The 19423-nt window shown below is 72.5% G+C and carries 20 protein-coding genes; 12 read left to right on the forward strand and 8 right to left on the reverse strand.

Going from position 1 to position 19423, the window contains the following annotated elements; genetic code table 11:
* The first annotated feature begins 127 nt into the window (after positions 1-127).
* The 4 genes from Q3W68_RS09965 to Q3W68_RS09980 all read left to right on the forward strand — a co-directional run bounded on the left by Q3W68_RS09965 (position 128) and on the right by Q3W68_RS09980 (position 4490).
* A complete protein-coding gene (locus tag Q3W68_RS09965) occupies positions 128-523 on the forward strand; it encodes a GntR family transcriptional regulator (protein ID WP_302905673.1) in 396 nt (131 codons plus the stop codon).
* The gene (locus tag Q3W68_RS09970) at positions 520-1419 is read left to right on the forward strand and encodes an ABC transporter ATP-binding protein (RefSeq protein WP_302905184.1); all 900 of its coding nucleotides are present in this window, start codon (positions 520-522) and stop codon (positions 1417-1419) included. The genes Q3W68_RS09965 and Q3W68_RS09970 overlap by 4 nt, the downstream gene beginning before the upstream one ends.
* Positions 1416-2393 (forward strand): ABC transporter permease subunit, encoded by a 978-nt coding sequence (locus Q3W68_RS09975; RefSeq protein ID WP_302905185.1) that lies wholly within the window; start codon positions 1416-1418, stop codon positions 2391-2393. Before Q3W68_RS09970 ends, Q3W68_RS09975 begins: the two co-directional genes overlap by 4 nt.
* 138 nt (positions 2394-2531) lie before the next feature.
* Entirely contained in the window at positions 2532-4490 is a 1959-nt protein-coding gene (locus Q3W68_RS09980) for a helix-turn-helix transcriptional regulator (RefSeq protein WP_302905186.1), read from the forward strand.
* Between the two features lie 46 nt (positions 4491-4536).
* Here the strand turns inward: Q3W68_RS09980 and Q3W68_RS09985 are convergent, their stop codons facing one another.
* Together Q3W68_RS09985 and Q3W68_RS09990 are read right to left on the reverse strand one after the other, a co-directional pair.
* Positions 4537-5688 carry a cupin domain-containing protein gene (locus tag Q3W68_RS09985; RefSeq protein WP_302905187.1) on the reverse strand — a complete coding sequence of 384 codons (1152 nt, stop codon included), beginning with the start codon at positions 5686-5688 and terminating at the stop codon, positions 4537-4539.
* Positions 5672-5917, reverse strand: coding sequence for a hypothetical protein (locus Q3W68_RS09990; RefSeq protein WP_302905188.1), 246 nt, complete (start codon positions 5915-5917; stop codon positions 5672-5674). The genes Q3W68_RS09985 and Q3W68_RS09990 overlap by 17 nt, the downstream gene beginning before the upstream one ends.
* Before the next feature lie 187 nt (positions 5918-6104).
* Here Q3W68_RS09990 and Q3W68_RS09995 point away from each other — a divergent pair, with 187 nt between their 5' ends.
* Positions 6105-6836, forward strand: a complete 732-nt coding sequence (locus Q3W68_RS09995) for a DUF1275 family protein (protein ID WP_302905189.1) — start codon at positions 6105-6107, stop codon at positions 6834-6836.
* A 12-nt stretch (positions 6837-6848) separates the two neighbouring features.
* Here Q3W68_RS09995 and ligD read toward each other — a convergent pair whose 3' ends face one another.
* A complete protein-coding gene (gene ligD, locus Q3W68_RS10000; protein ID WP_302905190.1) occupies positions 6849-7808 on the reverse strand; it encodes a non-homologous end-joining DNA ligase in 960 nt (319 codons plus the stop codon).
* An 89-nt stretch (positions 7809-7897) separates the two neighbouring features.
* Here ligD and Q3W68_RS10005 point away from each other — a divergent pair, with 89 nt between their 5' ends.
* From Q3W68_RS10005 to Q3W68_RS10015, 3 genes are all read left to right on the forward strand, one after another.
* Positions 7898-8299, forward strand: coding sequence for a helix-turn-helix domain-containing protein (locus Q3W68_RS10005; RefSeq protein WP_302905191.1), 402 nt, complete (start codon positions 7898-7900; stop codon positions 8297-8299).
* 91 nt (positions 8300-8390) lie between these two features.
* Positions 8391-8936 (forward strand): TetR/AcrR family transcriptional regulator, encoded by a 546-nt coding sequence (locus tag Q3W68_RS10010; RefSeq protein ID WP_302905192.1) that lies wholly within the window; start codon positions 8391-8393, stop codon positions 8934-8936.
* Positions 8937-8964: 28 nt separating this feature from the next.
* Positions 8965-11145 (forward strand): MMPL family transporter, encoded by a 2181-nt coding sequence (locus Q3W68_RS10015; RefSeq protein ID WP_302905193.1) that lies wholly within the window; start codon positions 8965-8967, stop codon positions 11143-11145.
* Positions 11146-11182: 37 nt separating this feature from the next.
* Here the strand turns inward: Q3W68_RS10015 and Q3W68_RS10020 are convergent, their stop codons facing one another.
* The gene (locus Q3W68_RS10020) at positions 11183-12439 is read right to left on the reverse strand and encodes an erythromycin esterase family protein (protein WP_302905194.1); all 1257 of its coding nucleotides are present in this window, start codon (positions 12437-12439) and stop codon (positions 11183-11185) included.
* Between the two features lie 91 nt (positions 12440-12530).
* On the opposite strand from Q3W68_RS10020, the gene Q3W68_RS10025 reads away from it, so the two are divergent.
* The gene (locus Q3W68_RS10025) at positions 12531-12728 is read left to right on the forward strand and encodes a DUF2795 domain-containing protein (RefSeq protein ID WP_043328589.1); all 198 of its coding nucleotides are present in this window, start codon (positions 12531-12533) and stop codon (positions 12726-12728) included.
* 29 nt (positions 12729-12757) lie between these two features.
* On the opposite strand, the gene erm is transcribed toward Q3W68_RS10025, so the two are convergent.
* A complete protein-coding gene (gene erm / locus Q3W68_RS10030) occupies positions 12758-13576 on the reverse strand; it encodes an ErmE/ErmH/ErmO/ErmR family 23S rRNA (adenine(2058)-N(6))-methyltransferase (RefSeq protein ID WP_302905195.1) in 819 nt (272 codons plus the stop codon).
* Positions 13577-14049: 473 nt separating this feature from the next.
* Here erm and Q3W68_RS10035 point away from each other — a divergent pair, with 473 nt between their 5' ends.
* A complete protein-coding gene (locus tag Q3W68_RS10035) occupies positions 14050-15024 on the forward strand; it encodes a hypothetical protein (protein ID WP_302905196.1) in 975 nt (324 codons plus the stop codon).
* A gap of 10 nt (positions 15025-15034) precedes the next feature.
* Here the strand turns inward: Q3W68_RS10035 and Q3W68_RS10040 are convergent, their stop codons facing one another.
* Positions 15035-15931 (reverse strand): Gfo/Idh/MocA family protein, encoded by an 897-nt coding sequence (locus tag Q3W68_RS10040; RefSeq protein WP_302905197.1) that lies wholly within the window; start codon positions 15929-15931, stop codon positions 15035-15037.
* A gap of 125 nt (positions 15932-16056) precedes the next feature.
* Between Q3W68_RS10040 and Q3W68_RS10045 the strand changes: the two genes are divergently transcribed.
* Entirely contained in the window at positions 16057-16473 is a 417-nt protein-coding gene (locus Q3W68_RS10045; RefSeq protein WP_302905198.1) for a hypothetical protein, read from the forward strand.
* Positions 16466-16882 carry a hypothetical protein gene (locus Q3W68_RS10050; RefSeq protein ID WP_302905199.1) on the forward strand — a complete coding sequence of 139 codons (417 nt, stop codon included), beginning with the start codon at positions 16466-16468 and terminating at the stop codon, positions 16880-16882. Before Q3W68_RS10045 ends, Q3W68_RS10050 begins: the two co-directional genes overlap by 8 nt.
* A gap of 25 nt (positions 16883-16907) precedes the next feature.
* Here the strand turns inward: Q3W68_RS10050 and fabG are convergent, their stop codons facing one another.
* Positions 16908-17666 (reverse strand): 3-oxoacyl-ACP reductase FabG, encoded by a 759-nt coding sequence (fabG, locus tag Q3W68_RS10055; RefSeq protein WP_302905200.1) that lies wholly within the window; start codon positions 17664-17666, stop codon positions 16908-16910.
* A gap of 61 nt (positions 17667-17727) precedes the next feature.
* Entirely contained in the window at positions 17728-19380 is a 1653-nt protein-coding gene (locus Q3W68_RS10060; RefSeq protein ID WP_302905201.1) for an alpha-amylase family protein, read from the reverse strand.
* Positions 19381-19423 lie beyond the last annotated feature (43 nt).

Here is a 19423-nt window from a genome sequence, read left to right on the forward strand (position 1 = left end):
ACAGAAGATCTTCACGAGCCCGACAGCCGCCCTGGCTGCCGGGCTCGTTCCGTTTCCGGGCGAGCCGGCTCTCTTGACCGCCAACCCACTGCTTTACTACGTTACTAGTAAAGCAGTGAGGAGCACCGTGTTCGTCTTCCGGCTCGACACCCACTCCGGCGTGCCGCCGTACCTGCAACTCGTCCAGCAGGTCCGCCAGGCGGTGCTGCTGGGCTTCCTCCAACCCGGCGACCGCCTCCCGCTCATCCGCGAGGTGGTCGAGGACCTGGCGATCAACCCGAACACCGTCGCCAAGGCGTACCGGCAGATGGAGCAGGAGAACCTGGTCACCGGCCGGCCCGGCCAGGGCACGTTCGTCAACGAACAGCAGTCGGCCGCCATGTCGGCGTCGACGTACACGTCGCTGCGCCGTGGCCTGGAGACCTGGTTGCGCCGCGCCTACGCGGCCGGGCTCGACGAGCAGGCGGTCGACGCGCTCTTCACCTCCGTCCACCAGCAGACCAGGAATGAGGACGTGGCGTGACGGCGACCGAGTTGGCGCTGCGCACCGACGGTGTGGGCAAGCGGTACCGGAAGGGCTGGGCGCTGCGCGACTGCACCCTGGACCTGCCGGCGGGCGGCGTGATCGCCCTGGTGGGGCCGAACGGCGCGGGCAAGACCACGCTGCTGCGCCTGGTGGTCGGACTGCTGGCGCCGAGCACCGGCACGGTGGAGGTCCTCGGCCACGACGTCACTGCGAGCACCCCGCAGACGCTGTCCCGGGTCGGGTTCCTGGCCCAGGACCACCCGCTGTACAAACGCTTCACAGTCGCCGAGATGCTCCGCTTCGGCCGGGCCTGCAACCTGCGGTTCGACCAGCAGCTGGCCGAGCGCCGGCTGGCGAAGCTGGGCATCCCGCTCGACCGCAGGACCGGCACGCTCTCCGGCGGGCAGCAGGCCCAGGTCGCGTTGGCTCTGGCCCTGGCGAAGCGGCCGGACCTGCTCGTCCTCGACGAGCCGGTGGCCAGCCTCGACCCGCTGGCCCGGCACGAGTTCCTCCAGGTCCTCATGGGTGCGGTGGCCGAGGGCGGGGTGACCGTCCTGTTCTCCTCCCACGTGGTGCACGAGTTGGAGCGCGTCTGCGACCACCTGGTCGTGCTCAACCAGGGCCGGGTCACGCTCACCGGTGACATCGACACCCTCCTCGCCGAGCATCGGCTGCTCGTCGGCCCGCGTACGACGAACGACCTCGACCGGGCCGGCGCCGTCGTGGAGGCCGTCCACAGCGATCGGCACACGACCCTGCTGGTACGCGACGGTGGGCTCCCGGCCGCGCCCGGGTGGCAGGCCCGCCCGGTCGCGCTGGAGGACCTGGTGCTGGCGTACCTGCGCCGGCCGTCCGAGCCGGTCGCGGCGCTCACGCCGGGGGTGCCGGCATGACCTGGTTGATCTGGCGCCAGCACCGCACCGAGGTCTGCGTCCTGGGCCTGCTCGTCGGCCTGTTCGGCGTCGCCCTGTTCGTGCTCGGGACGCAGGCCCACGACCTGTTCCCGGGCGGTCCCGCCCGGTGCGCGGGGCAGGCTGGCGTCGACGGGGCCTGCGCGGCCTCCTTCCGCCGCCTCGACGAGGAGTACGGGTACGTCGAGAACCTCCTGGCGGCCTTCTACCTGGTCCCCGTGGTCATCGGGGCGTTCCTCGGCGCGCCGTTGCTCGCGCGCGAACTGGAGGACGGCACCTGGCAGCTCGCCTGGACGCAGGCCGTGCCGCGGATGCGCTGGCTGGCGGCCAAGCTCGCGGCACTCGCCGGCGTCACAGTCGTGCTCACCGGGATGTTCACCGCGGTGCTCACCTGGTTCCGTCAGCCGTTCGACGCGTGGGAGGGGCGGTTCCAGTACGACTCCTTCGACCTGGAGGGACTCGTTCCGATGGCGTACGCGCTGTTCGCGTTCGGCGTCGCCACCGCCGCGGGGGCGATCCTGCGGCGCAGCCTGCCCGCGTTCGGCGTCGCGTTCGGGGCGTTCCTCGCCGCCCGGATGTCGGTCGCGCTGCTGGCCCGTCCCGCGTACGCCACGCCGCTCACCACCATGGAGCCGGTCCCCGCCGGCGGCTCGCCGGACCAGGCGGGGCACCGGCTGGTGCCCGGCGTCGCCGACTGGGTGATCGAACGCGGCTACGCCGACGGCACCGGGCGCAGGCTGAGCGCGACCGAGTACTACGAGCTGGAGGACGCCGCCAACCGGGCCGGCACCAACCTCAACCAGTTCCTGCACGCGCGGGGCATCCAGCAGTTCGGTGTCTACCACCCGGCCGAGCGGTTCTGGACGTTCCAGCTCATCGAGGCGGCACTGTTCATCGCCGTCGCGGCGATCCTGATCGGTGTGGTGGCGTGGCGGGTCCGGCGCCGCGTGCTCTAGTGAGCCGTCCTCGCCTTTGTCGACCGATTCCCGGATGGGCAGGTCGCGAGCTGGCTAACCTCGCGGTGAACGGGTCGAACCCCAGCACCTGCGAAGGTGAGCCAGTTGCCCGAGACGCCGTTGACCAACCGTCCCAAGATGCACACGGGCGTCGCCTCGTCGCTGACCACCGCACAACGGTGGGTCCTGCGCGGCGTCGCCGTCGCCGACGCCCCCTGCGGCCTGTGGTTCCTCGAAGCGGTGGCCACTCGCACCGGCACCACGCCGGACGAGCCGGTCGACGCGACGGTGGAGGAGCTGATCTCGCGGGGATTCCTCGTCGACACCGCCGCCGGGCTGCGGCTGGCCTCGATCGCGCTGCGTGACGACGTCCTGCGGGACACCCCGCCCTCGGTACGCCAGGCGCTGCGCGAGGCGGCAGCCGAGGTGCTCGCCGACGCCGGGCGCCCGGCCCAGGCGGCCCGGCAGCTCCTGCGGGTCCTGCCGGCGGTGAGCCGGTCCGCCCAGGCACTCGCCGCGCGGCTGGCCGGCGACCCGGCGGTCGGTCCCAGCCTCGCCGCCGATCTGCTGCTGGCCGCTCCCGCACCCGGCCCGGCCGACGCGCGCCTGGCCTGGCTGGTCGACGTCGCCGACAACCTGTACCTGGCCGGCCGGGTGGACGAGACGCTGCGCATGCTGCACCGGGAGGTCGCCGCCGACCGGTACGGGCCACGCCAGCGGGCGATGCTTCTCGGGCGGCTCGGGGCGTACTACGCGACGCAGCGGCCCTCGCTGTCCCTGACGTACCTCGGGCGGGCGCTGAACCAGGAGCTGGACGCCGCCGGGCGGAGCTGGACGCTCACCATGCTGGCGTCGCTGGCGGCCCGGTTCGGGCATCCCGACGCCGCCGAGCTGGTGGCGGCGGCGGAACGGGCCCACGAACGCAGCCCCTCCCCCGGCGGCGGAATCCGGCTGGCCCTGGCGAACGCGTCCCGGGCCACCGCCACCGGCGACCTGCCCCGCGCCGCGCGGATCCTGCGGGAGGTGGACGCGGGTGAGCCCGCCGCCCGCACCCAGGCGGTCTTCCTGCGCGTCGACCGGGTGGCGAACCAGATCGCGCTCGGCCGGTACGTCGACGCGGCGGCCGCGCTCGACGGCGTCACCGCGGAGATCGACACACTCGGCACTGTGGGGCAGCCGCTGGTGACCGCGCTGGACTGCGTCCTGCGGCTCGCCACGGGCGAACTCGCCGAGGCGCAGGCACGCGCCCGGCTCGCGCTGGCCGAACGCGGCGGTGCCCTGCCGGCGCAGGCCCGGGTGGACCTGCTCGCCACGGTCGTGGAGGTGCTGCTGCGCCGGGGTGAGGTGGCCGCGGCCCGGGAGCTGCTGGCAGACGAACGTCCCGCGGTGGGCTGGCCCGACGACATGCAGTGGTTCCGGCTCGGCTGCGCCGCCGCCGGCGACCCGGAACCGGGCCGGCACACAACGCTCCTGAGGGCCGCGTTCGCCACGCCGGACCGCTCGATGGCTCCGCTGCTGCTGGTGCCGCACCACGGCCCGCGACTGGTCCGCGCGGCGCTGGCGCTCGGCGACCGGCAGCGGGCCGAGATCCTCGCCGACCACCTGAAGCGGGCCGCCGGCATGACGAACAACGCGCTCTGGCGCGGGGTGGCGCACCAGGTGGACGGGCTGCTGACCGGGGATCCGGCGGCCCTGCGCGCGGCGGTACGGCTGCTCCGTACCACCTCCGCCCGGCCGGCCCTGGCCGACGCGCTGCACGACCTGGCGCGGTCGCCCGGACTGCCGCCGGCGGAGGCGCCCGGTCTGCTCGCCGAGTGCGCCGCGATGTACACGCGGATGGGCGCCGGGGACGGGACGCGGGAGCACGACGGCACGGCCGGTGACGACGCCCGCCGTCCGGCCGTCGCCGCGCTGACCCCGGCCGAGGTACGGGTGGCCGAACTGCTCGCGGTCGGCATGACGAAGCAGGAGGCGGCCCGCGACCTGTTCGTCTCGTTCCACACGGTCGACACCCACCTGCGTTCGATCTACGCGAAGCTCGGTGTCCACAACCGGGTGGAGCTGGCGCTGGTCTGGGAGTCCCGGGAGGACGGCTGAGCGCGGACGCCACGACCCTGTGGCGTCCGCGCTCAGCACCGCGTCCTCAGTGCCGTTGCAGCGGGCTCTTCGTCTTCGGCAGCGCCTCGATCAGCTCGCGCGGCACGTTGATCGTGTCGGCGACCACCTCCGGCGGGATGTTCGCCAGCCACTGCGCGAGCGACACGTCCTCGAACTTCGCGGTCCGGAACAGTTCCAGGTAGACGAAGGGCTTGTCGCCGATGTTCTCGATGTAGTGGCCCATGGAGATCGGCACGTAGCCGACGTCACCGGTCTCCATGTTGAAGGTGCGGGCCGTGGCGTGGTTGGCGAAGACACCCATCCGCCCCTTGCCCGAGATGACGTACTGCATCTCCGCGCCGTTGGGGTGCCAGTGCAGTTCCCGCATCGCGCCGGGCTCGATCTCCACCAGCGCGGCGGTGGTGGTGACCGCCGCGGCGAAGTTGCTCGAGTCGGCGATCCGTACGCTGCCGCCCTCGAACCTCTCCGGTGTCTGGGCGAGCAGGCTGTGCTTGAACGTGCGGGGCACGTCGCCGGTCGGGCTGAAGACCCGGTCCTCGGCCAGCGGTGGCGGCACCTGCCCCGGGAAGATGTACCGCTCGGACTCCGCCGGGAAGTTCGCCATCTGCTGCATGGTCCAGCCGAAGTTCTTCGCGATGACCTCCCTCGGCACGTGCGCGAAGAAGTCGGTCACCTGGAACGTGCCGTCCTCGGAATAGCACCCGTCGTCGAAGACGAGCAGGAACTCGACGCCCTCCTCGAACGCCTGGATGTGGTGCGGAATGCCGGCCGGGAAATACCAGAGGTCACCCGCCTTGACGTCCTCCAGGAAGTTGCGTCCCTCCTGGTCCACGGCCGCGATTCGGCAACTGCCGGACAGGACGAAGGCCCACTCGGACTGGACGTGCCAGTGCAGTTCCCGGTAGGCGCCGGGGTCGAGCTTCATGTTCACGATCGCCAGGTCGTGGGCGATCGGGAGCAGGCGGTTCGTGACCTCCCGGGTCCAGCCGCCGCTCTCCCGGCGGGTGTGCGCCAGCGAGAACGGGAACACCAGGTTCGGCATCAGTCCGTGGTCGGTGGACGGCGGGTTCACCAGGTCGGGATGTGTCTCGTCGATCGCCGGGTTGCGCGGGACGGTGCCGACCATCGCGGTTTCCTTCGGCGGTTTCTTGCCGACCGGGTCAGTGGATCTGGGCATGACTGATGTCCTTCCGGGTGAGGGCCGCCGGCTCGGCGGCCCGGGACGGGACGAACAACGCCCGCAGGTGCTGCGGGCTCTGAAAGGCCACCGCGAGCGGAATCGCGACACACAGGAACAGCGACGCCGCGATGCTCCAGAGCGGAGCATCGGTGGCGGCACCGGCGACGGCCAGGACCGCGGTCGAATAGAACGTGATGCGGAGTCTGGCGACGGGGAGCACGAACATTCGCTCGGCCTCCTTCGGCTTCGAGTCTCGGCGTCGAGACGCAATTGCGATGCTGCCGAATCGGGGTCCGCCAAGTGAATAACGCGATCGCGCTATTCACCGAAAACGACAGGAAACACTTTCCCGGCGTTTCCGTGCACCGCGCACCGCAACGGTTTCACGGACGGAACCAGGGGTAGGGAGGGCGATGTCCAACAACGCGGAGGATCGCTGGCGGGTGGGGGAACACGACTTCCACGCACCGTTTCTGGCGCTTGCGCTCACCACCGGCCTCGCCGGTGTGGTCGACGCCTTCTCGTTCCTCAAGTACAAGGTGTTCGTCGGTATTCAGACGGGCAATGTGGCGTTCGTCGGAATGGGCGCCGCCGATCACTTTCCGCCCTGGCCGGCCGCTGTGGCGTCGCTTGTCGCGTTCGGCCTCGGCGGCCTGCTCGGCGCCGGGATCCGCCGCCTGCGCCCGGCCGGCCCGCTCACTCCCCCGGGCATGGAACTGCTCGCCATGCTGGCGCTGCTCGTGCTCTGGGGGCTGGTGGACCGGTCCCTCGACTCGGGGCGCGACTCGCTGACCGAGCGCACCATCCTCACCGCGCTGCTGGCGTTCCCGGTCGGCATCCTCGGCGGGTTGATCGTCCGCACGTTCGGCGTGCAGACCGCCACGTCGTACCAGACCGGGACCGTGCTGCGCACCACCAAGGGCATCGCCGACTGGGTGTTCGAGCCGGAGGGCCGCAGCGCCTCCGGGCGGCTCGCCGCGATCGGCCTGCTCTGCCTGGTCAGCTACGCGATCGGCGGGTTCGTCGGCGCGGCCACCGAGACCCGCCCGATCTGGACGATGATCGTCACCTGGGCCCTGGCCGTCGTACTCATCGCGTTCACCTGGGGCAAGCGGCCACCGGCGACGGCGCCCCGGCGCCGCTGACGCGGACCCGCGTCACCCGGCCTCGCGGCGGGCCTTCGCCCGGCGCTTGCCCTCGTGCATCGCCTGCACCCGCGCCACCGGGATGGTCCGCCCCTGCTCGACGAGTTCCGCCGGCAGCCGCTGCGGCGCGGGCAGCGCCTCCGCCCAGGGATCCCGGTCACCGAGCAGCGCGGGCACGGTCCGCACGGTGAAGTCGGCCGGGCTCGCGCTCTCCAGGTCGGCCCAGCCCACCGGGTACGACACCGGGGCGCCGGGCCGGATCCGGGGGCTGTAGGCGGCCACCACTGTCGCCCCGTACGCCCGGGTGGAGTCGACGAAGACGCGGCCGCCGCGGTCGGCGACGACGAACGCGGTGGTCGCGGCCGCCGGGTCGAGCCGTTCGGTACGCACGGCGAGCGCCCGGGTGGCCGCGGCGGCCTCCTCCGCCGTGGTGGCCGGGTCGACCGGCACGACCACGTGCAGACCCTTGGCGCCGCTCGTCTTCACCGCGCCGGCCAGCCCGGCGTCGGCGAGCGCCTGCCGCACCAGCAGCGCGACCCGCACCACCGCGCCGAACGCGTCCCCCTCCGGCGGGTCCAGGTCGAGCACCAGGTGGGACGGGTGCTCGGGCGCGCCGGTCCGGGCCAGCGTCGGGTGGTACTCCACCGCCCGCTGGTTGGCGAACCAGAGCAGCGTCCGCCGGTCGTCGCAGAGGGCGTACGAGATCCGCCGGCGCGACGCCTCCGCCCACACCTCGATGCGGCGGACCCAGTCGGGCGTGTACCTCGGCAGGTTCTTCTGCATGAACGGCTCCTGGCCGGGCCGCACCCGCAGCACCGACAGCGGCCGGTCCCGCAGTTCCGGCAGGATCCGGTCGCGCACGGCGTCGAGGTAGTCGACCAGGTCGCGCTTGGTCGCCCCGGCGCCGTCGAACAGCGGCTGGTCGAGGTTGGTCAGCGACACTCCGGCCCGGGTCTCGTCGGCGGCACCCATCGGACCACCATCCCGGGCCGGGCCCGGCTCGGCAACCCCGACACGGTGCCCGGCGCGCCTCGCCGGCCCGCACCTGCGACGATCGGGGCGTGGGTGAGGCAGAGGCGGACCGCTGCGGGTCCGGCGTGGCGGAGCAGGCCAGCGCGTGCACCGTCCGGGAGGCGCTGGACCGGGTCGGCGGCAAGTGGGCCATCGGCATCCTGATCGCCGCCTCGGCCGGCCCGATCCGCTTCACGGAGCTGGAGCGCCGGGTGGAGGGGATCAGCCGCCGGATGCTCACGCTGACGCTGCGCAACCTGGAGCGGGACGGGCTGCTGGACCGGCACGTGCATCCCACTGTGCCGCCGAAGGTGGAGTACACCGCCACGCCGATGGCCCGGGAGCTGTACGAGTCACTGGTGGCGCTGACGAGCTGGGCGGAGCGGCACCGGGAGGCGATCAGCGCAGCCCGGGCCGAGTACGACCGCACACACGGCCGACCACCGTCCTGAGCTGGGCAAACGGGCCATTGTGTTGAACGCCACGCGGTAGATCTGACCGATCGGTCAGCACCTGACCGATCGGTCAGGCATGCTGGAGGACATGGCGCGACCCACCACCGCCACCCACGACGAGCTGCTGGCCGCGGCCGCTCGCCGGTTCGCCGTCACCGGGTACAAGGGCACCTCGCTGCAGGACATCGCCCGCGATGTCGGCTGCTCCAAGGCGACCGTGCTCTACCACTTCGCCAGCAAGGACGCCCTGCTCTGCGAGCTGATGGCACCGGCCATCACCGTGCTGGAGGAGCTGGACGCCCGGATCGCGGCCCACAGCGGCGCCGAGGCCCAGCGCGTCGCCGCGGACGGCTTCGTCGACCTGGCGGTCCGCTTCCGCCGGGAGATCGCGCTGCTCCGGGGAGAGTTCCCCGACCTGCTCCAGCAGCCCGCGTTCGCCCACATCCAGCAGATCTCCGAACGACTCGTCGCCGCGTTCGCCGGCTTCTCCGACCGCCCGGAGGCACGCGTCGCGGCGCTCGTCGTGCTCGCCGGCATCGCCGAGACCTGCGGCGAGTTCCTGGACATCCCCGACGAACAGCTGCGACCCGCGCTGCTCGCCGTGGCGTACCGCGCGCTCGAAGTCACCACCTGATCCGTTCCTGCGAGGACAAGGAAGGTCCATGGCGACCCTGCTGTACCGGCTCGGCCGGGCATCCCTGCGCCGGCGGCGACTCGTCGCCGTCGTCTGGCTCGTCGTACTCGTCGGCCTCGGCCTGGCCGCGGCCACGCTGCGGGGCCCGACGGCGAGCAACTTCACCATGCCGGGCACCGAGTCGCAGAAGGCGATCGACCTGCTCGCCGACCGCTTCCCGGCGGCCAGCGGCGCGACCGGCACAATCGCGATCAAGGCGCCACAGGACGGCGCACTGACCACGCCCGCCGGTCAGGCGGTGGTCAAGCAGGTCACGCAGGAGGCGGCCACGCTGCCCGGCGTGATCGGCGCGGTCGACCCGTACCAGGCGCAGGCGCTCACCCCGGACGGCCGGTACGCGCTGATCCAGGTGCAGTTCGCCGGCGGTGCGGACGACGTCACCGACGAGCAGCGTGACGCGTACGAGAAGGTCGGCGCGCAGGCCGAGGCGCAGGGCTGGCAGATCGCCCCCGGCGGCGAGGTGCTGAACGCCGAGCCGGAGGTCGGCTCCACCGAGGCGATCGGCGTGCTGGTCGCGGCGATCGTCCTGGTGATCACGTTCGGTTCGCTCGTCGCGGCCGGCATGACCATGCTGAACGCGCTGATCGGCGTGGGCGTCGGCATGGCCGGTCTGTTCGCGCTCAGCGGCGCGGTCGAGCTGACCAGCACCGCGCCGATCCTGGCGCTGATGCTCGGCCTCGCGGTCGGCATCGACTACTCGCTGTTCATCACCTCCCGGCACCGGCAGAACCTGCTCGACGGGCTCTCCCCGGAGGAGGCGGTCGGCCGCGCGGTCGGCACGGCCGGCTCGGCTGTGGTCTTCGCCGGTGCCACCGTCGTGGTGGCGCTCGCCGGCCTCGCCGTGGTGGGCATCCCGTTCCTGACCGTGATGGGCCTGGCCGCCGCCGGCACCGTCACCGTGGCCGTGCTGGTGGCGATCACGCTGGCCCCGGCGCTGCTCGGCTTCGCCGGCCACAAGGTGCTGCCGCGCAAGCTGCGTGACCGCAAGGCGGTCGAGGACCCGACCACCGGTTCGGAGGACCGCTCCGGCTTCGGCTTCCGCTGGGCGCGATGGGTGACCAAGCTCCGCATCCCGGTGATCCTGGTCGGCCTGCTCGGCCTGGGTCTGCTCGCGATCCCGGCCCAGGACATGCGCCTGGCGCTGCCGGACGCATCCGCCGCCGCCGAGGGCACCCCGGCCCGGGTCAGCAGCGACCTGATCCGTGAGGGCTTCGGCCCCGGCTTCACCGGCCGGCTCGCGGTCGTGGTGACCGCGGACTCGCCGCAGGCCACCCAGGCCGCCATCCCGCAGGTGACAGCGCTGGTGCAGAAGACCGACGGGGTGCTGGCGGTGGCCCCGCCGCAGGTCGACCCGTCGGGGCGTACCGCGCTGATCGGGGTGATCCCGAAGACCGGGCCGACCGACGAGGCCACCGAGACGGTGGTGCACGACATCCGTAAGCAGGTCTCGGGCATCCAGAACGCCGACGTGCTGCTCACCGGCGTCACAGCGGTCGGCATCGACGTGTCGGAGAAGCTCTCCGACGCGCTGCCGGTCTATCTGCTGCTGGTGGTGGGCCTGTCGATCCTGCTGCTGATGCTGGTGTTCCGGTCGATCCTGGTGCCGGTCAAGGCGGCGCTGGGCTTCCTGCTCACAGTGGCTGCGACGTTCGGCATCACCGTCGCGGTGTTCCAGCAGGGCCACCTGGCCGACCTGGTCGGCCTGGACACGCCGGCCCCGCTGGTCAGCTTCCTGCCGATCCTGCTCATCGGCATCCTGTTCGGCCTGGCCATGGACTACGAGGTCTTCCTGGTCTCCCGGATGCGCGAGGACTTCGTACACGGCGACACCGCCCAGCAGGCCACCATCAACGGCATGGGGCACGGCGCCCGGGTGGTCACCGCCGCCGCGCTCATCATGATCTCGGTGTTCGGCGGCTTCGTCTTCCTGGAGGACCCGATCATCAAGTCGATGGGCTTCGCGCTCGCGATCGGTGTCGCCATCGACGCGTTCGTGGTCCGGATGACGATCGTGCCCGCGGTGATGTCGCTGCTGAACAACGCCGCCTGGTGGCTGCCACGCTGGCTGAACAAGATCCTGCCCAACGTGGACGTCGAGGGTGAGGGCCTGCGCGCCCACCTCGCCGAGAAGGAGCACGCGAACGTGTGATCCGCACGGGTGGGGCCCCCGCGCGGGGCCCCACCCGTCACACACCCGCCGGATACGTCTCCATCTCGCCGGGTGTGACGCGCGTCGGCAGCGGATGCAGCGCTGTGGCCTCGTCGCACCAGATGAACGCGTCGTAACGCTCCCCCAGCCGGGTCGGCACGTAGTTGCCCCAGGACTCGAAGCTCGGGTCGTACACCACCCCGACGGCCCGGTGGTCCGCCTCGCCGGTCACCCACTCCGGCTGGTCGTCACCGCCGAAGACGAGCACCGCCCGGTCCGGCATCAGCTCGTGCAGCCGGTGCTCCACCGAACCCTCCCGGGCCGGCGGCACCACCATCGTCTCGGCCGGTGAACCCCAGCGCGGCGCGGCCACCACACTGCCGCGCCAGCTGCCGAAGCCGATCAGCGCCACCGCGTCCCGTCCGTGGCGTTCCCGGCCGAGCTGCCCGATGTTGACCATGCCGTCCGCCGCCATGTCGGTGGCCCGGGCGTCGCCCACGTGCGTGTTGTGCGCCCACACGATGCCCCGCGAGTCCGGCCCGTACCGGTCGAGCAGCCGGTCGAGCGTGTCGGCCATGTGGACGTCGCGCACGTTCCACGACTCGGGGCCGCCGCCGACCATGGCCCGGTAGTACCGTTCCGCGCCGGCCACCACCTCCGCGTTCTGCCAGGCCGAGAAGCGGTCCGAGCCGTCCGCGGCGGCCTGTTCCCGGGTACGCGCCAGCAGCCGGACCACCTCCTCCTCGCACCGGGCGGAGACGAACCGGCTGGCCATCCCGTACTCCTCGGGCCGCTTGCCGTACGGCTCGAAGCAGCGGTACGCCTCCTGGGCCGCCTCCAGCGAGGCCGGGTCCTCCTCACCGAGGTAGTCGAAGATGGCCTGCATCGACTCCCAGAGGGAATACACGTCCAGCCCGTGGAAGCCGGCCCGTTCCCCCTCGGGGCGTTCCAGGTTCCACGCCCGCAGCCAGCGGCAGAATCGGGCCACCTCGGCGTTCGCCCACATCCAGGTGGGCCAGCGCTCGAACCGTTCCAGCGCGACCAGCGGATCGGCCAGTCCGTCCGGCGCGCCGACCACCGATCGGTGCACCCGGTCGCAGTCCGGCCAGTCCCCCTCCACCGCCACGAAGTCGAACCCCTGCTCGGCGATGAGCCGCCGGGTCAACTGTTCCCGCAGCCGGTAGTAGTCGTAGCTGCCGTGCGTCGCCTCGCCGATCATCACCACCCGGGCGTCCCGCACGCGGTCCAGCAAGGGGTCGAAGTCGCTCGGCGCGCCGAGCCGCTGTACCAGCATGTCAGCGGCTACCCGGGGCCCGCCGGGACAAACCGCCGCCGCGTCCCGGCGGCACAGGCATGCCGCCGGGCGCAGCGGGTAGCCGGGCGGCATGACCGTCACCGGCGCGCAGTTGCAGGAGTTCCTGGCCGGCCTGGACTACCCGGTCTCCCGGGAGGATCTGGTCCGCTGGGGCCAGGAGAACGGCGCGAGCACCGAGGCGCTCCAGGCGCTGCGGTCCCTGCCGGCCGAGGAGTTCCAGTCCCCCACCGAGCTGGGCGAGGCGATCGTCACCCTGGCCGGCGCCTGACCGCCGGGAGCGTTAAGAGGGGCCCCCTCCTATACCGGAGGCGTTAAGAAGGGGCCCTTCCTTGCGTGCAGCAGCCGGAACAGCACCAGCCACTGTTCCGGCCAGACCAGCCCGACCGGGGTGTCCGGCGCGATCCGCGCGGCCCGCAACGCGCCGTCGACCCGCGACCGGGGATGGGCCGCGCGCAGCGAGGCCGCGAGCGAGCCGCCGACTCCGCCGAACCCCAGCTCCACCATCCGCCGGTACGCTGGCAGCGCGGCCGGCGCCACGAGTGGCGTCGTCCGGCGCTCCAGCCGCAGGATGCCCCCGTCCACGCCCGGCACCGGCCGGAACGCGGCCCGCGGCACCCGCCCGGCCAGCCTCCAGTTGTACTCGGGCCAGGTGACCACGGTGAGCCTGCTCCACCGGCCGTGGTCGCCGGTGCGCTTGCGGGCGTAGTCGAGCTGGGTCAGCAGCGTCGCCGCGCGCAGCCCTGGTGCGGCCAGGCACCAGCGGACCACCGCAGCGGTGAGGGACCAGGGGATGTTGCCCGCCACCGAGAACGGCCCGGCGGGCGGGGGCGCGGCCAGGAAGTCGGCCGCCCGTACCTCGACGTTCGGCAGCGGCGCGCAGGCCACTGTCAGCTCGGGCAGCACTGCCGGGTCGACCTCGTACGCGATCAGCCGCCCGCACCGGGCGGCGAGCGGCCGGGTCAGCCGGCCGCGCCCGGCGCCGACCTCCAGCAGCAGGTCGTCCGGGCCGGGCCGGACCGCGCGGACCATCCGCGCGACGGCGGCCGGGTCGGCGAGGAAGTTCTGGGACAGTACGCGACGGGACCGGTCGCGTGCGGTGGTTCGGCGGGGCGCCACGGGTTCGTCCTGTCTGTCGCCGGACGGCGACGGGTACGGACCGCTGCGCGGGTTCCCCCGCCGTCGAGGCGGCGTGGGGCGGATCGAGCGGGCGGTCCGAGCGGATCGGGACTCGGACGGCCCTGGAAAGTGGGCGGGACGCGGCGCATGCCTGTGACGGCCACCTCGGCGAGGTGGCGTGGTGGACGGACCAGCCGCCACCTCGGCGAGGTGGCGCGACCGGCGCCCTCGGAGGGCGGGTCGGAACCGGCGGTCGGGTCAGACGCGGGCGGCGTACCGGCCGGCCAGGGCCGGGCGCCGGAACCGCGGACGGGCGACCAGGAGGAGCCCGTGCGCGGCCGGCGCGACGGCCACGCGGATCAGGGCATGCGTGAACATGCCGCCACGCTAACGACCGGGTCCGGCCCGGGGCGACCGGTTTTCCACAGGTCGACGGTGCGCCGGCCGATGCCTGTTGATCTATCCTTTGCGGAATGTACAAATATGCTGACAAGAATCAGCGGGATAGCGCCGAGCGGCGTGCCGGCGTCCAGATGGAGCCGACCTACGCGGACTTCGGCTCCGAACCGCCGCGTACCGGGAATGTCACGATCACCCGTGTCGAGCGGTCCTCGGCTGCTGGCGGCCACCTGGCAATCGGCGCCGGCGGATCGGTCGAGCTGGAGTTCGACGTGCCTGACCCGGTCGTCGTCCGGGAGGCCTGCGTCGCACTGCGGGCGCTCGCGTCGATGCTCTCCCGCGAGCCCGGATACGCCCCGCTCACCGTCCGCGTCAACGGCAGACCGCTGGCCGACCGGATGCGGATCCCGAACGGCGGTGGTCTGCCGCAGCGTCTGGTCTTCGCGGTCCCCGCCGAGGACCTGGTCGCCGGCCGGAACACGTTGCGGATCGACAGCGGCGCCGACGCCCGCAGCATGCTGTGGCTGTACCGGGTGACGATCGACCCGATGCACGCGCACGACCAGGCGGGCCTGGCGCTGGCACGGCAGGTGATCGCCGAACCCGTGCTGCGGTACGCCACCGACGCCGGCGAGGTCACCATTCTCATCGACCGCGGCGAACAAGCCCTCCTCGACCAGGTGGCGTGGGCGGACACGTCCGGCGCGGAGTACGCGATCACGTTCGAACAGCAGCAGGCTGCCTTCTACGGCTGGAGCCGGCAGCCGGGGGCGCGGCCGAGGGAGTTCCGCGGCCGGCTCGCCGGGCGCAGCTCCAGGGCCGAGCAGGCTCGGCGATTCACCACGGAGGAGGGCTGGAGCGGTGGGTGGCACCGCTCCGGGGACCTGCTCGTCGCGGTGGGTGTGCCCGGGCACGCGGTCACCAGGACGAGCTGGCGCGACAGCGGCGGCAACAACGGTACGATCGCGTTCGCCGACGACGGATTCCTGGGCACGTACCAGCGCACCGGGGAAGGACCCATCGGCTACCGCGGCCGTCTCGGCTCGTGACCCGTCGCCCTTACAGGTCGACGGTGCGCCCCTGCGCCCGGGCGGTCTGCGCGGCGTCCAGCACCGCCACCACCTCACGCCCGAACCGCACGTCGCAGCGGTGGTCGCGGGTGCCGGCGTCGACCTCCTCCAGCAACTGGTCGAGCGCGGCGCCGAACGCCTGGAGCGCGCTGCCGTCGCCGGGCGGGACGGTCTCGGTGCCGTTCTCGCCGAAGAAGACGAAGTCCCGGGTGACCGCCTCGGACGGCGCGTCCAGGGTGAGCGAGAGCGAACTTGTCGCGCCGCCGTCGTGGGTGAGCAGCAGGTGCACCAGGCCGCTCGGGCCGTCCATCGCGGCGACCCGGGTGACCCGGCCGAGCACCGGCAGGATCAGCGACAACGCGTGCGGTCCGATGTCCCAGAGCGCGCCGCGCTCCCGCCGCCAGGACGAGTCGCCGTACGGGTTCCCCGGCTGGAAGATCGACGCGAACATGGTGGCGCGGGCGTGCTGCCAGCCGCCGGCCGCGGCGGTCGAGGCGAGGAAACCGGTGACGTTCGGGTGGAAGCGCTGGGTGAAGAAGACCACCGAGGCCACCCCGGACGCCTGCGCCGCGTCGACCACCCGGTCGGCGTCGGCGAGGTCGAGCGCCAGCGGCTTGTCCAGCAGCAGGTGCCGCCCGGCGGTGGCGGCCCGGACGGCGATGTCGGCCTGCACGTCCGGCGGGAGCGCCACGGCGACCGCGTCGCAGGCGTCGATGAGCGCGTCGACGTCGGTGAAGGCCGGTACGCCGTGCCGGGTGGCCAGTTCCTCCGCCTTCGCGGGGTTGCGCCCCCACACGCCCGCGAGCCGGGCCCGCGGGTGCGCCTCGATGGCCGCCGCGTGCGTCTCCGCCGCCCAGTAACCCGTGCCGAACAACCCGAACCGCACCCCGGCCCCCTGCCGTCGACGTCCGCCACCGGCGTACGCCGGGACCGTGATCCACGCTAGTCCCCCGGCCCGTCCGGCGCGCCCCGACCCGGCGGGCGAGCCGCTACTACACCGGTTAGTAGGCTGTGCCGGTGAACGACACCGTGTCGACGACCAGCGCGGCGGCCGCCTCTCCGGTGGACGGGCCGCTCGCCACGGTCGCGATCGTGATCTCGCTGGCGGTCGCCGTCTGGGCCCTGGTGGCTGCGGTACGCCACCGGCCGCCGGACCGGATCCAGTTCGTCGGCCTGGCCGTGCTGGAGGTGGCGCTGGTCGCGCTGACCGTGGTGGCCCTGGTCGCGCTCGGCGGCGGAGACCGACCGGGCGAGCCGGGCGCGTTCTTCGGCTACCTGGCGACGCTCGTCTGCCTGCCGCCGCTGGCCTGGGTGCTGGCCCGGATGGAGCCGACGCGCTGGGGCTCGGGCATCGTCTGCGCGATCTGCCTGGTCACGCCCGTGGTGGCGGTGCGGCTCCAGCAGACCTGGGAGGCCCTCGGTGGCTGAGACCACGACCGAGCAGCGCGCCACCAACCGCGGGCCGGGCCGGCTGCTGATCGCCGTCTACATCGTCTTCGCGATCGCCGCGACCTCCCGGGCCGGGTTGCAGATCGCCACGAAGCTCGACGAGGCGCCGGTGGCGTACCTGCTCTCCGCGCTCGCCGCGCTGATCTACATCGTGGCGGCGGTCGGGCTGGCCCGGGCCGGTCACGCCGGCCGCCGGGTCGCGCTCGCCTGCTGCACCGTCGAGCTGGTCGGGGTGCTCGGGGTGGGCGTGCTGAGCATCGCCGACAAGGAGCTGTTCCCGGACGAGACGGTCTGGTCCGGCTTCGGCAGCGGCTACGGCTACGTGCCGCTGGTGCTGCCGGTGCTCGGCCTGTTCTGGCTCTGGCGCACCCGGCGCGACCCCGCCTGAGCGGGCCCGCGCCGGGTGGGGCGGGTCAGTCCTTCGGACCGCCGGCGACGTAGATGACCTGGCCGGAGACGAAGGACGCGCCCTCGCTGGCGAGGAACGAGATGGTGTGCGCGACGTCCTCGGGACGGCCGGGACGGCGTACCGGGATCTCGGCGGCGGCGTGCTTCTGGAGGTCGTCGAAGTCGACCTTCATCCGCGCGGCGGTCGCCGCGGTCATGTCGGTGACGATGAAGCCCGGCGCGACCGCGTTTACGGTCACCCCGAACGGGCCCAGCTCGATCGCCAGCGTCTTGGTGAAGCCCTGGAGGCCGGCCTTGGCGGCCGAGTAGTTCGCCTGGCCCCGGTTGCCGAGCGCGGAGGTGCTGGACAGGTTGACGATCCGGCCCCACTTCGCCTCGACCATGTGCTTCTGCGCGGCCTGGCTGAACAGGAACGCCCCGCGCAGGTGCACGCCCATGACCGTGTCCCAGTCGCCGTCGGTCATCTTGAACAGCAGGTTGTCGCGCAGCACACCGGCGTTGTTGACCAGCACTGTCGGTGCGCCCAGTTCGGCGGCGATCCGTTCCACGGCGGCCTCGACCTGCGCCCGGTCGGACACGTCGGCGCCGACGCCGAGCGCCCGGCCACCGGCCGAGCCGATGGCGTCCACCGTCTCCTTGGTGGCGGACTCGTCGATGTCGACCACGGCGACGGCCATGCCGTCGGCCGCCAGCCGGCGGGCGGTCGCCGCCCCGATGCCGCGTGCGGCTCCGGTGACGATGGCGACGCGGGTCTCCTCCGACATGCTTACCTCCCGGTAACTTGTGGCTCGATCGAAGGAGCTTAACCCGCCGGTACGCCGCCCCCTACCGCTCGTGGCCCCGGCAGAGCCGGATCCACCGGTAGCCGTACCCGCCGAGCTTGAGCCGGTCGAGCTTGCCCACGTCCTCGTAGTTGCGGTCGCTCAGCACGTCGATCGGCAGGTCCGCCTCCGGCGCCAGCGTGCTCAGGTCCACCTCGACGTCCTCGGTGCCGAGGTTGTGCAGGAACACCATCGTCCCGGTACGCCCGTCGGCGCGGTGCGCGAGCACGCCGGGCGGCATCGGTACGTCGATGTGGGTGGTGCTGCCCGAGCCGGTCTCCGGCGCCTCCCGCAGCGTCCGGATCATCCGCTCGAACCAGCCGAGCAGCGAACGCGGGTCCTTGCGCTGGGCGGTGACGTTGACCTTCTGGTAGCCGTACTCGCCCTTGTCGATCACCGGGCGGACCAGCTTCTCCGGCTCTGCTGCGGAGAACCCGGCGTTGTCGGCGTACGACCACTGCATCGGCGTGCGGATCGCGTCGCGCCCGTCCAGCGACAGGTCCTCCCCCATGCCGATCTCCTCGCCGTAGCGCAGCACCGGCGTGCCGCGCAGCGAGAACTGCAACGAGTACGCCAGCTCCATGTGCCGGCGGTCGTTGGCGAGCATGGGCGCGAGACGACGGCGGATGCCCCGGCCGTAGAGCTGCATGTTCTCGTCCGGCCCGAACTTCGCCAGCACGTCGTTGCGCTGGTCGGCGGTGAGCCGGGACAGGTCGATCTCGTCGTGGTTGCGCAGGAACGTCGCCCACTGGCCGCCGGTGGGCAGCTTCGGGGTGTCGCGCAACGCCTCGATGATCACCTCCGGGTCCTCCCGGGCCAGGGCGAGCATCAGCCGGCCGTTGAGCATGAAGTCGAACAGCATGTGGATCCGGTTGCCCGAGCCGCTGCCGTCACCGAAGTAGACGGGCAGCTCGTCCGGCTCGACGTTCGCCTCGGCGAGCAGGACCGCGTCGCCGCGCCGCCACTGCACGTGCTGGCGCAGGTCGGTGAGGAAGTCGAAGTCCTTCGGCGAGTTCGCGTCGCCCGGCTCGGTGCGCTCGATGATGAACGGCACCGCGTCCATCCGGAAACCGGAGACGCCCAGCTGGAGCCAGAACGAGGTGATCTTCTTGATCTCCGCCCGGACCCGCGGGTTCTCGATGTTCAGGTCCGGCTGGAACTTGTAGAAGCGGTGGTAGTACCACGCCTTGGCGGTCCGGTCGTAGGTCCAGGTCTCGTGCTGCTCGCCCGGGAAGACCATCCCCTGGTGGCGGTCGGCGGGCTCGTGGTCGGCCCAGACGTACCAGTCCCGGTACGGCGAGTCGGGCGAGGACCGGGCGGACTGGAACCACGGGTGCTGGTCCGAGGTGTGGTTGACGACGAGGTCGATGATCACGCGGATGCCCCGGTTGCTCGCCTGGTGCAGCAGTTCGGCGAAGTCGCCGAGCGTGCCGAGCCGCGGGTCCACGTTGTAGAAGTCGGTCGCGTCGTACCCGTCGTCCTCGTTGGGCGAGGGGTGGATCGGGTTCAGCCACAGGCAGGTGACCCCGAGCCGGGCCAGGTAGTCGAGCCGGCCGATCAGCCCCTGGAAGTCACCCACCCCGTCGCCGTCGGAGTCCGCGTACGTGTCGACGTCGAGACAGTAGACGACCGCCTCCTGATACCACCTGTCACCCATGCGGCTACTACTTCTCCGAACGTGCGCGGCGGCAAACCCGGTA

It is taken from the genome of Micromonospora sp. C28ISP2-4, assembly GCF_030519385.1.
GTDB classification, from domain to species: domain Bacteria; phylum Actinomycetota; class Actinomycetes; order Mycobacteriales; family Micromonosporaceae; genus Micromonospora; species Micromonospora tulbaghiae.